Source organism: Rheinheimera sp. A13L, assembly GCF_000217935.1.
GTDB lineage: Bacteria > Pseudomonadota > Gammaproteobacteria > Enterobacterales > Alteromonadaceae > Pararheinheimera.
Genome location: NZ_AFHI01000012.1, coordinates 171,990 through 185,813 on the forward strand (window position 1 = coordinate 171,990; position 13,824 = coordinate 185,813).

The 13,824-nt window shown below is 45.2% G+C and carries 15 protein-coding genes; 7 read left to right on the forward strand and 8 right to left on the reverse strand.

The features are described 5' to 3' along the window. Positions 1 to 27 precede the first annotated feature (27 nt). From pseI to RHEIN_RS08260, 7 genes are all read left to right on the forward strand, one after another. A complete protein-coding gene (gene pseI, locus RHEIN_RS08230) occupies positions 28 to 1,089 on the forward strand; it encodes a pseudaminic acid synthase (RefSeq protein ID WP_008898518.1) in 1,062 nt (353 codons plus the stop codon). Positions 1,090 to 1,197: 108 nt separating this feature from the next. Next, the gene (locus RHEIN_RS08235) at positions 1,198 to 1,752 is read left to right on the forward strand and encodes a GNAT family N-acetyltransferase (RefSeq protein ID WP_008898519.1); all 555 of its coding nucleotides are present in this window, start codon (positions 1,198 to 1,200) and stop codon (positions 1,750 to 1,752) included. Between the two features lies 1 nt (position 1,753). Next, positions 1,754 to 2,011: a hypothetical protein gene (locus tag RHEIN_RS08240; protein ID WP_008898520.1), complete on the forward strand. Its 258-nt coding sequence runs from the start codon at positions 1,754 to 1,756 to the stop codon at positions 2,009 to 2,011. A gap of 13 nt (positions 2,012 to 2,024) precedes the next feature. Then, positions 2,025 to 2,771 (forward strand): SDR family NAD(P)-dependent oxidoreductase, encoded by a 747-nt coding sequence (locus RHEIN_RS08245; RefSeq protein WP_008898521.1) that lies wholly within the window; start codon positions 2,025 to 2,027, stop codon positions 2,769 to 2,771. Next, on the forward strand, positions 2,768 to 4,162 hold the full coding sequence (locus tag RHEIN_RS08250) for an AMP-binding protein (RefSeq protein WP_008898522.1): 1,395 nt from the start codon (positions 2,768 to 2,770) through the stop codon (positions 4,160 to 4,162). Before RHEIN_RS08245 ends, RHEIN_RS08250 begins: the two co-directional genes overlap by 4 nt. Beyond that, the gene (locus RHEIN_RS08255; RefSeq protein WP_008898523.1) at positions 4,152 to 5,246 is read left to right on the forward strand and encodes a LuxE/PaaK family acyltransferase; all 1,095 of its coding nucleotides are present in this window, start codon (positions 4,152 to 4,154) and stop codon (positions 5,244 to 5,246) included. The genes RHEIN_RS08250 and RHEIN_RS08255 overlap by 11 nt, the downstream gene beginning before the upstream one ends. Then, complete coding sequence (locus RHEIN_RS08260) at positions 5,243 to 6,418, forward strand: acyl-CoA reductase (protein WP_008898524.1); 1,176 nt, start codon at positions 5,243 to 5,245, stop codon at positions 6,416 to 6,418. The genes RHEIN_RS08255 and RHEIN_RS08260 overlap by 4 nt, the downstream gene beginning before the upstream one ends. Here RHEIN_RS08260 and RHEIN_RS20360 read toward each other — a convergent pair. The 8 genes from RHEIN_RS20360 to RHEIN_RS08300 form a co-directional block, all read right to left on the reverse strand. Beyond that, positions 6,415 to 7,827, reverse strand: coding sequence for a CDP-glycerol glycerophosphotransferase family protein (locus RHEIN_RS20360; protein ID WP_008898525.1), 1,413 nt, complete (start codon positions 7,825 to 7,827; stop codon positions 6,415 to 6,417). The two genes, RHEIN_RS08260 and RHEIN_RS20360, sit on opposite strands and share 4 nt — an antisense overlap. Before the next feature lie 39 nt (positions 7,828 to 7,866). Beyond that, entirely contained in the window at positions 7,867 to 8,283 is a 417-nt protein-coding gene (tagD, locus tag RHEIN_RS08270) for a glycerol-3-phosphate cytidylyltransferase (protein ID WP_008898526.1), read from the reverse strand. A gap of 27 nt (positions 8,284 to 8,310) precedes the next feature. Continuing rightward, positions 8,311 to 9,645: a glycosyltransferase family 2 protein gene (locus RHEIN_RS08275; RefSeq protein ID WP_008898527.1), complete on the reverse strand. Its 1,335-nt coding sequence runs from the start codon at positions 9,643 to 9,645 to the stop codon at positions 8,311 to 8,313. A 123-nt stretch (positions 9,646 to 9,768) separates the two neighbouring features. Next, positions 9,769 to 10,539, reverse strand: coding sequence for a cephalosporin hydroxylase family protein (locus RHEIN_RS08280; protein ID WP_008898528.1), 771 nt, complete (start codon positions 10,537 to 10,539; stop codon positions 9,769 to 9,771). Next, complete coding sequence (locus RHEIN_RS08285) at positions 10,539 to 11,240, reverse strand: metallophosphoesterase family protein (protein WP_008898529.1); 702 nt, start codon at positions 11,238 to 11,240, stop codon at positions 10,539 to 10,541. The genes RHEIN_RS08280 and RHEIN_RS08285 overlap by 1 nt, the downstream gene beginning before the upstream one ends. Then, positions 11,237 to 12,196 carry an ATP-grasp domain-containing protein gene (locus RHEIN_RS20365; protein ID WP_008898530.1) on the reverse strand — a complete coding sequence of 320 codons (960 nt, stop codon included), beginning with the start codon at positions 12,194 to 12,196 and terminating at the stop codon, positions 11,237 to 11,239. Before RHEIN_RS20365 ends, RHEIN_RS08285 begins: the two co-directional genes overlap by 4 nt. Beyond that, positions 12,196 to 13,071, reverse strand: coding sequence for an NAD-dependent epimerase/dehydratase family protein (locus RHEIN_RS08295; protein ID WP_008898531.1), 876 nt, complete (start codon positions 13,069 to 13,071; stop codon positions 12,196 to 12,198). The genes RHEIN_RS20365 and RHEIN_RS08295 overlap by 1 nt, the downstream gene beginning before the upstream one ends. Beyond that, the gene (locus RHEIN_RS08300; RefSeq protein WP_008898532.1) at positions 13,068 to 13,787 is read right to left on the reverse strand and encodes a class I SAM-dependent methyltransferase; all 720 of its coding nucleotides are present in this window, start codon (positions 13,785 to 13,787) and stop codon (positions 13,068 to 13,070) included. Before RHEIN_RS08300 ends, RHEIN_RS08295 begins: the two co-directional genes overlap by 4 nt. Positions 13,788 to 13,824 lie beyond the last annotated feature (37 nt).

A 13,824-nucleotide genomic window follows, 5' to 3' on the forward strand; every position in this document is an offset into this window, starting at 1 on the left:
GGCCAACAGCAGTACAGGAAAATACAGATGAGCAAAGCATTTTTGGATATTCAATTAGGCCAGCATTGGGTTGGACCTTCTCATCCGCCTTTAATTATTGCTGAGTTGTCGGGTAATCACGATCAGTCTTTGGATAAAGCGCTGGCCATGATAGATGCTGCAGCTGCGGCCGGTGCTCAGGCCGTTAAATTACAAACCTACACAGCCGACACCATGACGCTGGATATAGATACAGGCGAGTTTTATATCGAAGATACCAACAGTCTCTGGCATGGCACTACCTTGTACAAGCTGTACCAGATTGCCTATACACCATGGGACTGGCATAAGGCCATTTTTGAGCGGGCCAAAAGCCACGGTATGCTTACATTCAGCACCCCTTTTGATTTAACTGCAGTGGATTTTTTAGAATCTTTGGATGTGCCTTGTTATAAAATTGCTTCCTTTGAAAACATCGACCATCCGCTATTGGCCGCAGTGGCTAAAACCGGTAAACCTGTGATTATGTCTACCGGCATGGCCAGTCAGTCAGAACTGGCTGAATCAGTAGAGGTGTTAAGAGCAAACGGCTGTAAAGAGCTGATTTTATTGAAATGCACCAGCAACTACCCTGCCCGTCCAGTGGATGCCAACTTGTTGACCATTCCCCATTTAGCTCAGCTGTTTCAGTGTCAGGCGGGTTTATCCGATCACACCACTGGCATTGGGGTCTCTGTTGCTGCAGTGGCTTTGGGTGCTACTGTGATTGAAAAACACTTTGTGCTCGACAGAAGCGAAGGTGGCGTGGATGCTGAGTTTTCATTAGAGCCCCACGAGCTGAAGCAATTGGTGGAAGAAACCGCCAGAGCCAAAGTAGCCTTAGGTCAGGTTAATTATGGTTGTACTGAAAAAGAAATCGCCTCACGCAAACACCGCCGCTCTTTGTATATTGCGGTCGATTTAAAAGCAGGTGAGGTGCTTACGACTGAAAACTTACGCGCCATCCGGCCTGGTTTGGGTTTAGCGCCTAAATATTTGTCGATGCTACTCGGCAAAACTGTGACTAAAGATGTGGCCCGTGGCACTGCCATGAGCTGGGATTTGGTGTAATGCTAAACAATGGATGTCAAAAACATACTGTTGGGGCGGAAAAGGGCTGGGGCAAGCCCAGCCCCTACGGTCCCGCCCGTCTATTTCAGCATAAAAGGATGCCCGCCAATGTGGCATAAAGATGAAATTGCCGCCTTTAATGTAGTATTAAAACCTCTGCAGCTGAATGATTTAGAGCAACTGCGGCTGTGGCGTAACAGCCCTGAAATAAGCAGCCAGATGCTGGATCAGGCTGAAATAAGCGCAGAACAACAACAGAGCTGGTTTGAACGTATTTGCGCGGATCAACGCCAGATGCAGTTTATGATTTATTATAAAAACCAGCAGGTTGGCGCCTGTAATTTAAAAAGCCCAACGGCTTTGACTGTGACAGAATCTGAGGCTGTGGAAACAGGGTTTTATTTAGGTGAAGCCAAATACCGCGGCACTATACTGGCTTTTTTTGCAGCCTTAGCGCTGAATCAGTATGCTTTTGAACAGCTTGGTAAAAAAACGCTGCTCGCACAGGTCAAAAACACCAATAGCGCAGCCTTACGTTTTAATGAACAATTGGGTTATCAACCCGACGCAATAAAGCCTTCAGGCGAGATGGTAGCCATGACTTTAGTGCCACAAGCACACCAGAACGCCGCCGCTAAATTTGCAACTTTTATCCGGAATTAATATGAGCAACGAACTGATCCAAACCAACACCGCTAAATTAACTGCCGCTTTTGCGACAGCTTTAGTGGTAGCCGACACGCAAATCCATGATGATTTAGCTTACAACAGCATTAAAGAGTGGGATTCAACAGCCCATATGTTGCTGATTGCCGAGCTGGAAAACGTATTTAATGTGATGCTTGATACCGACGATATTATTGATATGAGTTCGGTCGCCAAAGCCAAAGAAATACTGAGTAAATACGGAGTTTCGTTCTGATGGCTGCTTGTCAATGATCAGCAAAACGCCTGTTAGTCTTATTACTGGTGCCAGTCGTGGCATAGGTCGCGCAGCAGCCCTGCATCTTGCTAAAGCGGGCCATGAGTTGATTCTAATCGCTCGGGATCTAACAGCTTTAGAACAAGTGCAGATGGAGTGCCAGGCTTTGGGCGCTTTGGTCTGTATTCATGCAGTCGATTTAACAGACCGTGACGCTGTAACTGCTTTATTTCGCCAGATACACACAGCATTACAAGATAAAGCTTTAAGTCATCTGGTGCACTGTGCAGGTCAGATGCAGGACTCGTTACTGGCTATGACTCGCCTGACTGATATGGATAAGCTACTGGCGCTGAATGTTGGCGCTACAGTGCAGTTGTGTCAGCTTGCCAGCAAATTAATGCTGCGCCATAAAGCCGGTCACTTGCTGTTGTTATCGTCCAAAGTGGCAGAAGCAGGTTCTGCTGGTCAGGCTGTCTATGCCGCAACTAAAGGCGCGGTCTCTGCTTTAGTCAAATCTCTGGCAAAAGAATTAGGCCCAAGCGGTATTCGCGTTAATGCGGTAGCACCTGGTTTTATCGAAACTGATTTAACAGCCCATTACAACGAAGATAAAAAACAGCAATTGATACAAAACATCAGCTTACGCCGTTTAGGTCAGGCCGAGGAAGTGGCCGCTGCCATCAGATTTTTATGCTCAACCGACGCTCGTTATATCACTGGCCATATTCTGGCGGTGGATGGTGGTTTTAGTTTATGAGCAGTTTTGCTGACAGATTAGAGCAGTTTGGTGAAGCTATTGCCCTGCGTTTGCCGGATGGCACCAACATTAGCTACCTGGAATTGGCCAAAATCGTTGATCAGTATTCTGCAACACTAAACAAACTGCTGCCGGAGCACTTTTTGCTGGCATTGCGTTTTAGTTCTACCTTATCTGCGGTCGTGGCTTATCTGGCGGCACTTCGCAGCGGTAAAGCCCTGTTATTACTGGCGCCGGATTTAAGTGATAGCCATAGCTTAGCGTTAGTCGAGCGTTTACAGATTGCGGCTGTGATCCAAAGCTCTGGTGAGATTCAACTCACTGGCCATCAGCATCTAGTCAGGCCAGACTGCGCTTTACTGCTCAGCACTTCAGGCAGTTCTGGCTCGCCCAAATCCGTGATGTTGTCACTAGAAAATATCGAAGCCAATGCCCGGGCTATTTGTGCTTATTTGCCGATAGAGAGCACAGATACCGCCATCACTGCACTGCCTTTGCATTATTCTTATGGCTTGTCGGTGCTGAACAGTCATCTATTCAAAGGTGCTTCTATTTTACTGACTGAAGCCCCTTTGATGAGCAAAGAGTTCTGGCAGCAAACCCGGGATTTTCATATCAGCAGTCTGCATGGCGTGCCTTTTAGTTATCAGCTGTATCGCCAGTTGCGGCTGGAGCGTATGCCCCGCCCTGCTTTGCGGTATCTGACTCAGGCTGGTGGCAAACTGAACAGCAGCCTGACTGATTATGTGCAGCAACTTGCAAGCTCGCTGCAAAAACCTGTGTATCTGATGTATGGCCAAACTGAAGCCACAGCCCGTATCGCTTATTTACCACCAGAGCTTATTCAGCAGCATGCCGACTGTATTGGTGTGGCTATTCCGGAAGGTGAATTGCTACTGCGAGATCCTGTAACCAAAGCTTTGATCATCGACGATTTGCTTGAAGGCGAGCTGTGTTATCGTGGCCCTAATGTGATGTTAGGTTATGCCAATTGTGCCGACGACTTAACAAGTAGCAGTGCTTTGACTGAATTAAACACCGGCGATTTGGCTGAAAGACTGCCGAATGGTTTGTACCGTATTGTTGGGCGCTTAAGCCGTTTTCTGAAAATTCAGGGCAAAAGACTGCAACTGGATCATCTGGAACAACAACTTTGCGCTTTGGTTGACCCTGTCTGCTGCACTGGCAACGATGATTTGTTAGTAGTCGCTTACACACAACAAGAACCAGCTTTGGCAGAACAAATACAACTGCTTTTACGCGAACAACTGCAACTGCATCCGGCTTTATACAAAGTACTGCAACTGCCCACTTTACCAAGGCTTTCCAATGGTAAAGCCGATTACCAGGCTTTGTTACAGCTTGCAATGGGGAGCCATCATGCTGGTTGAGCGCGAGCCTTATAGCCTGAATGCGGCAGAAAAACAGCCTTTATTGCTGGCAGAACTCAATGAGCTGACAAAACATCATCAACAACATTGCCCCCCTTATCAGCAACTTGTTGCAGCGCAGTGGCCAGCTTTTGTTGCAACTGAGCAAAGCGCACAAAACACAGAACAGCTGCCTTATCTGGCGGTGCGGCTATTTAAGCAGTTAAAACTGCAATCTGTGCCGGACGCCGAAGTCTTTAAAGTGCTGTATTCCAGCGGCACTACAGGCACTCCGTCCCGTATTGTGCTCGACAGTGCAACTGCCGCTATGCAATCAAAAATTCTGGTGAAAATCATGCAGCACTGGTTGGGTAAAGCCCGTTTGCCGATGCTGATTATTGATCATCCTGGCGTGATTAAAGACCGCAGCAACTTTTCTGCCCGTGGTGCCGGTATTCAGGGTTTATCTTTTATGGGCCGCAATCATTGTTATGCACTGAATGACGATATGAGCATTAATTTTGAAGCTGTCGAGCAGTTTTGCCAGCAGTTTGGCGATGGCCCTGTCTTTGTATTTGGTTTTACCTTTATGGTCTGGCAGTTTTTTATTCAAGAGCTGCAAAAGCAGAACAAAACTATTTCGTTGCCACAGGCTTTGTTACTGCATAGCGGTGGCTGGAAAAAACTGCAGGACCAAGCCGTCGACAATGCCACTTTTAAGCAGCAGGTACTGACTCAAACCGGCATCAGCAAAGTGCATAACTTTTATGGCATGGTAGAGCAAGTGGGCGCTATTTTTGTCGAATGTGAACAAGGCCATCTGCACTGCCCCAGTTACGCTGATGTAGTAGTTCGTACGCCGGGCAGTTGGCACACAGCGGATGTCGGAGAAGAAGGGGTATTGCAGCTGTTATCTACGTTGCCGCGCAGTTATCCTGGCCATAGCTTATTGTCAGAAGACCGTGCCGTGCTTTTAGGCGAAGATAACTGCCTTTGTGGCCGTATGGGCAAATATTTCCATATTTTAGGCCGTTTGCCTGCGGCTGAAGCTCGGGGCTGTAGTGATACGTTTTCTCCGGCAGCAAAAGAGGGAACCACTCCATGAGCTGGACCATTTTAAACCCACCCTCAACTAAAACAGAACTGCAGCAGTCTTTTGCAGAGCAGGATTTTGCCTATTGTCAGGCCTTATCCGAAGCTTTATTAAAAGCCCCTCAAAGCCGGGATTTTCCGGATCTAATAGCTTTAGGTTTCTGGTTACGTCAGGCCAATTTAAAGCCTTTACTTGCGCCTTATCAGCAGGGCCCCTTTATCCGTCAACCCTTAGGTTTGGTGTTTCATAGTGCGCCTGCCAATGTCGACAGTTTATTTGTTTATTCCGGCATTTTAAGTTTGCTCTGTGGCAATAAAAACGTGATTCGTTTATCCAGCCGCAGCGGTGGCAGCACAGCGATATTGATTGAAAAAATCCGTAGTCTGGCAGCACAATTTCCGCAGCAAAATGCCCGCTTTCAACTGGTACAGTGCGACTACAACAGCCCTGAATTAAAAAGCCTGATTAACACAGTGGATGGCCGGGTATTGTGGGGCTCCGATCAGGCAATCCAGGCGCAGCGCCAGTTAGTGATGCCTGCCCATGCCCGCGAACTAAGTTTTGGCCATAAGTTTTCCTTGTGTTTAGTAGGCGCAGAGCAAGTGCTTGCTGCCGATGACACAGAGTTCCAGCAGCTGGTCCAACTGTTTTACCGCGACCAGCTGACCTTTGCCCAGCAAGGCTGCTCTTCGGCCAAAGCCGTTCTATGGTTGGGTGACGCAGCACAAGTACAACAAGCGCAGCAACGGTTTTGGCCCGCCTTAACAGAGCTTATTCAGCAGAAGCAGCCACTGAATGCCAGTGAGCAGTATCAGGCCTTAGCCACAGCGCAGCAGTTGATTATGAGCAGTGAACAACAGCTGATGCTGACTCAGCAGCAGAGTATTTCCCGTGTGGCAGTTAGCTCGTTAGAGCCCGCATTTATCCAGCAGCATCAAGGCTGTGGTTTATTTCTGGAATTACAGCTTGAAGATCTTCAGCAATTAAATCCGATGCTGACTCAGGCGCATCAGACCTTAACAGTGTGGGGTGTTGATTCAACAGCGTTAAAAAGCTGGCTGACGAGCGTGTATACAGGTCTTGATCGGGTAATGCCAGTTGGACAAGCGCTTAGCTTTAGCCCGGATTGGGATGGCGTGAATTTGATAGAGCAGTTTAGCCGTAAGGTGACCTGTACTTTTTAAGGCTGCAATTTAAGTTGTTCTAAATAAGCAATAAGAGCAGGACAACAGCTTGTACTCACCATATCGAACTTTTGCTGTAAAGCCTGTCTTTTTAAGGCAAAACGGTCAGTTTCTAAATCCAACGCCATCTGCTCTAACAACTGTGCAAAAGTCTCTGCTGTCCTGCCTGCAATAAAATCTTCTTTGGCTATCGCAAACTGGCCCCGTACTTTGGCGTACTGCTCTATGTCATACATAAAATGCAATACAGGCTTATTACAGAGTAAAAAGTCGAAAGCCACAGACGAATAATCGGTGATCAATAAATCAGCATCTGCCAGCCAGGGATAGACATTAAAACGCCCTGGATAATGGAAAATCCGGTCACAACCTTCTTGCTGACGCAGTTCATCAAAAGGTGCCAGAAAAGGATGAGTTTTCATCACAAAGACGGCGTTATGCTCAACAAGAAACTGCTGCAGTTCAGGCCAGTTGATCGGATGATCATTCTGGCCATTGTCGCGGTAGGTTGGCATAAAAACGATGAGTTTTTTACCAGCGCGAAGCTGCTGTAATTGCTCCTGACTTAAGCTATTGTGCCAGCAGCGATCAAGAGGAGCCTGTAGTAAAGCATCGTTACGTGGATAGCCAAAATCCAGATAATGTTTGGCTTTAAACATCTTTGGAAAAACGTGCAGATTAAACCAACTGGAGCTGGAGACAAAAGCTTCATCCAGAATATGGGCAAAGTGCTTGTTGCCAGCCAGATGTTTAAAAGGTAAACCATGCCACAGCTGCACAACTTTGGCCTGAGTTCGGATACGGTTGAACAGAGGGTCGGTGGATTCATGATCCAACACCAGCACTTTGGCTCTTTGTAGCAACCAGCAAACCTGCAATGGTTTGTCAATTTGCGCCGGATGAAAACACCGCTGCGCATCTTTTACCACTAAATATACGTCCTGATGTCGCTTTTGATGCGCATCAAAAGCGACCAGCACATTACTGTCGACGTACTTTTCAGCGTAATAAACCACGTGGCCTTTAGGCAGCAGATCCTGCAATGACAAAAAACAGTCGTGAATAATAACCTTAAGCTTCTGCCACACTGAGCCCGCTTTATAGGGCTCAAACTGGAATGGATTTAGAGTTTTGCAACACCAGATTTTTTTTGCCACAAAGCCATTTTGCAACATACCTTCAGCAATTTTCTGTTGAAAATCACTAGGGGCAATCAGCACAGCATCATAAGCTTTGCTCTGTGAAGCATGATTACACACATCAGGCCCCTGCTTCAGGTTATCCACTATACCGAGCACAATCGCGCCCTGCTGTTGCAGCAAAAGCGCAAGGTTCCTGCCAGCAGGATTATCCGGTGCTATATAGAGGCGTTGTCCTTGCCAGTCTTTGGCTTCACGCGGCGCAGACATAAGACTCTGAATGATGAACAGATTTGATGGCTGGCATGTTTAGTCCAGGAAATCCCGTTTGAGTTGCATAAACACCTGAATAGCTTTTTTCAAATCAGTGGAAGACACATTATCAGTGCGGGGCAAATACACCACTTCACAATGCGGTTTTAAGAAATCAAACTTGCCCTGCCAGTCCGAGCCCATCACAAAAATATCCACTTTGTGCTGCTGCACATCGCTGATTTTTTGATCCCAGTTCGACTCTGCTATCACCTCATCAACATAACGCACACTACGCACCAGTTCTACCCTGTGCTCAAAAGGCATCAAAGTGGTTTTTCCTTTGGTGGCATTAAACTCGTCGGTAGAGACAGCCACAATCAGCTTGTCACCCAACTCCCGCGCCCGTTTCAGCAAATTCAGATGACCAATATGAAACAGGTCAAAGGTGCCGTATGTTAATACTGTTTTCACCTTGTACCTCTTTTTTCTATTTTCTCTTCATAATGTGACATAGTGTAAAACTTTGTCAGCCATATTCCGTTCCACCATAACTTCCCAAATTGTCTGATATCCATCACGTGAACAAATAATGACATGTTCTATCTGTTCAGGTGGGATCTGATCAAGTCGGTAGCAAGCTAAATTTTTATAACTCATATTGGTAGTAGCGGCACTGTCGATAAAACCTTTAGGTGTGATCTCAAAAGAACCTAACATCATCAGCCAGTAATCTGCCCATACACCGGTTCCCCATAACCACAATCCTTTGCTTTGCATTGATTTCGCCAGCACACGACCAAGCAATATGCCGTCGAAATAGTGCACGGCAAGTAATGGAGCAGAAGCACGTAATGAGTAGCTAGGTGGATTTAGTAATTGCCCACTATCTAATTCACTCTGCTGCGCAAGTTCAGCTACTTGCTGCCAGAATACAGATTCCTCTGCTGACTTAGCCAAGGCTAGACGTCCTTGAACTTGCCATTGCAACTTATTAATTAATAATAATGAAGAAGATGTCTTAATGGACTTTAATCTTGGAAGTAAGTGCAAAAAGCTTCGGTAATCCTGGCTCTGAACTGCAAGCAAAATTACGCCATGAAGAACATCTAACAGACAAGGCTCATGTTTAACTCTTCCTTGTAAGATTTCCTCCAGCGCATAATCTATGATTCGAATGCTTGCCTGATGCAATTTTTGCGTGTCTGCCGAACGACTGCCCGGCTGTTTGTGATAGACGACACCAGTTCGATGAATAGTAGTCGCAATGACTCCATGCAGAGCAATACGCAAATTGAAATCATAATCTTCCATAGTTTCAAGGGTTCGTTCTGTCTGATCAAATCCACCAATGGCTCTTACATCTTCAGAACGGTACAAAAATGCATGCAGTGGGGCCAAATTACCCTGCAGTAAAGCTGAGATTAACCAGTCGAATTTTGGTACCCCTTCTACCCATTTCACACCTTGTTGTACTCGATATCCGATAATAGATAGTTCTGGCAACTCACTTCTAATTGATGCCAGCTGAGCGGAGCAGCAGCCTGGCAAAAGTTCATCATCGCAATCAAGAAATTTAATAAAAGTGCCCTTGGCTTCCCAAATACCAAGATTACGAGCAGATGCTACGCCACCATTAAGTTTGCGCAAAAGACGAACATTAACTCCATCAACGCAGCCAACATTTGGCAAAAAAACTTCTGGTTCAGACCCGTCATCAATAACCAAAATTTCAAGCCTTTCCACTTGTTGATTAAAGCAGGACCGAAGTGCACGCTCAAGAAAATGCTGTTGGTTGAACACCGTAATAATAATACTCAGATTGGTATTATACACATGAACTCCACAATCAATTTTTTTCAGGGTCATTGATACATTATTGACAGTAAAAAAGACCTAAATAAATTTTGCTATGACCAGTATTGTCTGAACATTATTTAACGATATTCACGACAATCATTATGTACGTCGCAAAAAACCATTTGGAGCAACTGTGATCTGCAACTTATTGTCAATATCCGAATCTACAACAAAATCCTGATTGTGTTCCATGAACTTCCAGACTGCAGATTTCGGACTATTACCACGGCACCAGCTACGATCAGACACTAACTCCTCGGGCATATCTTCAATAATAGTGTCATAAACCACACAATAGCTGCCAGAGCTTACTAAAGGAGCATAAGCTTCAAGCTCAGCAAGCACATGATCATGAGTATGATTGGAGTCAAGGCAAACTAATACTCTATTGTATCCAGCGGCGGCTGCACGCACCTTTGAGACTATATCAGGATCAATACTCGAGCCTTGGAACATCTCAATTTTATGAGCCATAGCATGGGCTTCAATTGCCGTGCGGTTATGAGAGCGAATATCGATATCTACACCTATGACTTTACGCCTACTGCTTTTAGGATCCAAAACATTACCTTGCTCAACTGCATCTTTGTAATCCAGCAAAGCCAGTAAAGACGCGCTGAGGATCAAAGAACCACCATGAGCTATCCCTGTTTCGATGATCAAATCAGGCTGCACCTGCCATACCAGTTCCTGCATCATTACCATATCTTGTGGATACTGAATAATGGGTCGTCCCATCCAACTAAAGTTATAGGAATACTTTCCAGCACTGCCTACAGCCAGCATCCATTCCAGAGACATCTGAGCTAAATCTTTTCTTTCGCCAAGAATACGGATGTTTTCTTTAACCTGTTGCTGATGTTCGTCCATCAGATGCCCTCTTGTTCAATTGTTATTTTGTCAATGCGCCCACCTATTTGAGCACCTGCATATAAATTCATATAAAATTTGGAATCAAATCCTGCTGCTATCATTGTCTGTACTGTTTTATCAATATCGTAATCAACCCGACACAAGCGAATGTTACTTGCATCAACGATAGCGTAAGCTGCTCGTGGATCTCCATCTCTGGGTTGCCCAACAGAGCCTGGGTTGCAATAATAGCGAAAGCCGAACTCGGCCAGACATTGTACGTGAGTGTGACCACTAAAAAGTACTCTGGCACCGTCAGGTATGTCTGAAGAACGAACTTTGTAAAGATACTGATCCATAGGATCTTTCCATCCGCCATGTACCATATACATATCATCAATAACTAGTGACGATACTGATTGCGCCAGCCAGTCTTTCTGCGAGTTTGTCACTATGCTTTTCTGGTAATCAATAATCTGACTCACTAACCGTGATCGTGGGCAATTTTCCTCTCCAATCAGATAATAATCATGATTGCCCATTATATTTTTGACGTTATGCTGTATCAGTAAATCAATACATTCTCCAGGTTCCGCGTGATAACCAACAACATCTCCCAACGAAATAATCTGAGAACATCCCTGAGCTTCAACATCAGCTAAAACTGCCTTTAACGCAGCCAGGTTGCTATGAATATCCGACAAAATGGCTATTTTCATAGGGTAAAATCTTCGTTGTAACGCCAGCCGCGGCCGGAGCGTACCTGCGGTGAGCGTTGAATTGTTTTATATAATGCGTAATTAACCGCAAGCTCAGCCTCGTTGTAACCAAATGCAGTACGTAATGATGTGCTGCTAGAAAAACGTGGATTAATTTCTAGTAAAAAGACATGATCACCATCCAGCCTAAACTGATAATTCGTAGGGCCGTAAGGTTTAAAAATGTTACTTAAACGACGGATCCAGCCATCAATGCCAGAGTGTGTTACAACTTCTGCATATTGAGTATTGCCGGCTGCACCAAGCTTTCGCCGGAAGATAATTGAATCAGTGGAACTACCATCACCTAAACCAATAGCTGCTGCCGTATATTCCTCATCATCTGAGCCAATAAATTTCTGCACAAAAAATGGGCGCTTCGTTTTCACACTCCAGTAGCGGTAATCCGTTTCGTCATCAAGCCTGACTATGCCAGAAGATGCACTACCTGATTTAGGTTTAAGGATAAAAGGTGGTTGTCCCAATTGTTGTAAACATTGCTGCCAGCTATCCCCTTCACATGCAGGTATAACCTTCAAGCCCTGACCGCTACAAAACTCAGAAAAAAGCCACTTATCCCGGCACAATTCAATCAATTTAGGTGAATTTAGTAACACACGCTCTTGAAAAAACGCGCGGTGTTGGTGAAAAAAATACATATCAATATCAAGCCCGGCGAGTACGAGATCGATCTGATGAGTGAGTAATAAATGCTGCCAAAACTGCAGATAATCGTCAGAACCCTCCGGATACTGAGGTTTTTCTATAGTCAAATCGCATAAGGAACTCACTAAGGGTGTGATTGTTCTATCTACGCCGATCACAAACACATTAAGCGCTGAACGACGCAAGGATTTAATGATCCCCTGACCAATAATAGCGCCAGCCCCGGTAACTACCACCTTAATTTTTTTCATTATGATGCAACGTCCAGTGGTCCAAACCTATTGATAGTATTGAGTTCAGCAAGGCGCCTGAAATACTGCTCCATAGTTAGCTTTGGCTGATAGTGTAAAAGTGACCACAATTCTGCTTGTGCAGGATAATTCATTTGGCGAAAAGGAGTTTTCTGGGCATTGATATGCCAACTACCACCTCTGGAAAAAACGCGGTATGCTAAATCAGCAAGTTGGTGCATCAACCAGTACTCGTCAGACAATACCGGATATACGCCTTGCAATTTTTGTAGTGCAGCCCTGATCATTAATTCTGCAGCATCTTGCACATGCAGAAAATTTCTTGGTCCAAGAGAATCAGGCAATGCAAGTTTGTTACCGCTTCCAGCGTAAGCAACGAGACGTCCAAACCAAGGCTGATGGCGAATGCAGTCGCCATCATCGTCTATAAGATGGGTAAAACGTAAGCTACAAAATAACGATGACCGTTTATTCAGGCTCCAGGCAAACTGACTTTCAGCCATAAATTTACTTAAACCGTAACTGGTGTAACCGGAAGAATCAAAATCCATAGCCGAAGCCAAAGTTCCGGCATATACCAATTGGCAACAATCGCTTTCATCCATCAGCTTTAGTATTCGACTGGCACTATAGCTGTTCTGTTGAAAATTGAGGATAGATCCCTCAGGTGAGTCGTCTGCAAAACTGGCGGCACAATGAAACAGCACATCAAATTTCAGGCTGCAACTTCGATCTGTATTGCCATTGAGATCAAATTGCAGGTCACTGTCAGAGCTACGACCAATCTTAATCACTTCAATGCCGCGGCGACTTAACAATTCGCAGAGCGATCTCCCTAACATGGAGCTGGCACCGAGCACAGCGGCATGCTTCATAACAGTTCTGCTTCAACTAACAAGCCAACACATAAATCGGGAAAATCTATCCCAACTTGCAGCATCGCCTGTAAATTCTCCTCAAATCTATCCAGGGTTTTCAGTACATGCAGAGGCAAAGGCTTAAGATAAATACCTTCTTCATGGGTTATTTTGTAACCCTGTTGCTCCAACTCCTGACGTAGCGTATCCCTGCAATACTGGCGCTGATGCCCTAGAGCTAAATCGTTGGCATTTAGGCTGTATATGTCATCTATCATTCCCAGCTCGATCCCCATACGCCTGTTCATCGATTTTGCATTTGGTACTGCAATATAAAACTTACCACCGGGTTTCAGAAACTGACGGTAATGCTTCAAAACAAAGGCAGGGTCATCAACATGTTCAAGGATAAATCCCATAACGATCACGTCAAATTTCGTCGCGATGTCCAGAGTTTCGAAATAACTTTGGATAAGTTCAACTTTTAACTCTGGTTCAGCTTTCTTAAACATATCAATAAGTACACCAGAACCTTCTACTATGGTGTGCTGTGTAGTCACAGCATTAAAAGTCGATGCAGTGAAACCATGACCAAGCCCTAATTCAAGCAAACTATCGCATCGTTTAAAGCGCTGAACGATGCGCTTAGGGTACCAGTGTAAAATAAGGTCATTTTCTATCGCAGTTGCGGCATTTGGCTGGTACTCAGAGATCACCATGTCTAACTTATTCATATATCCCCTGAATATTTTATAAAAATCAAAAAATGAC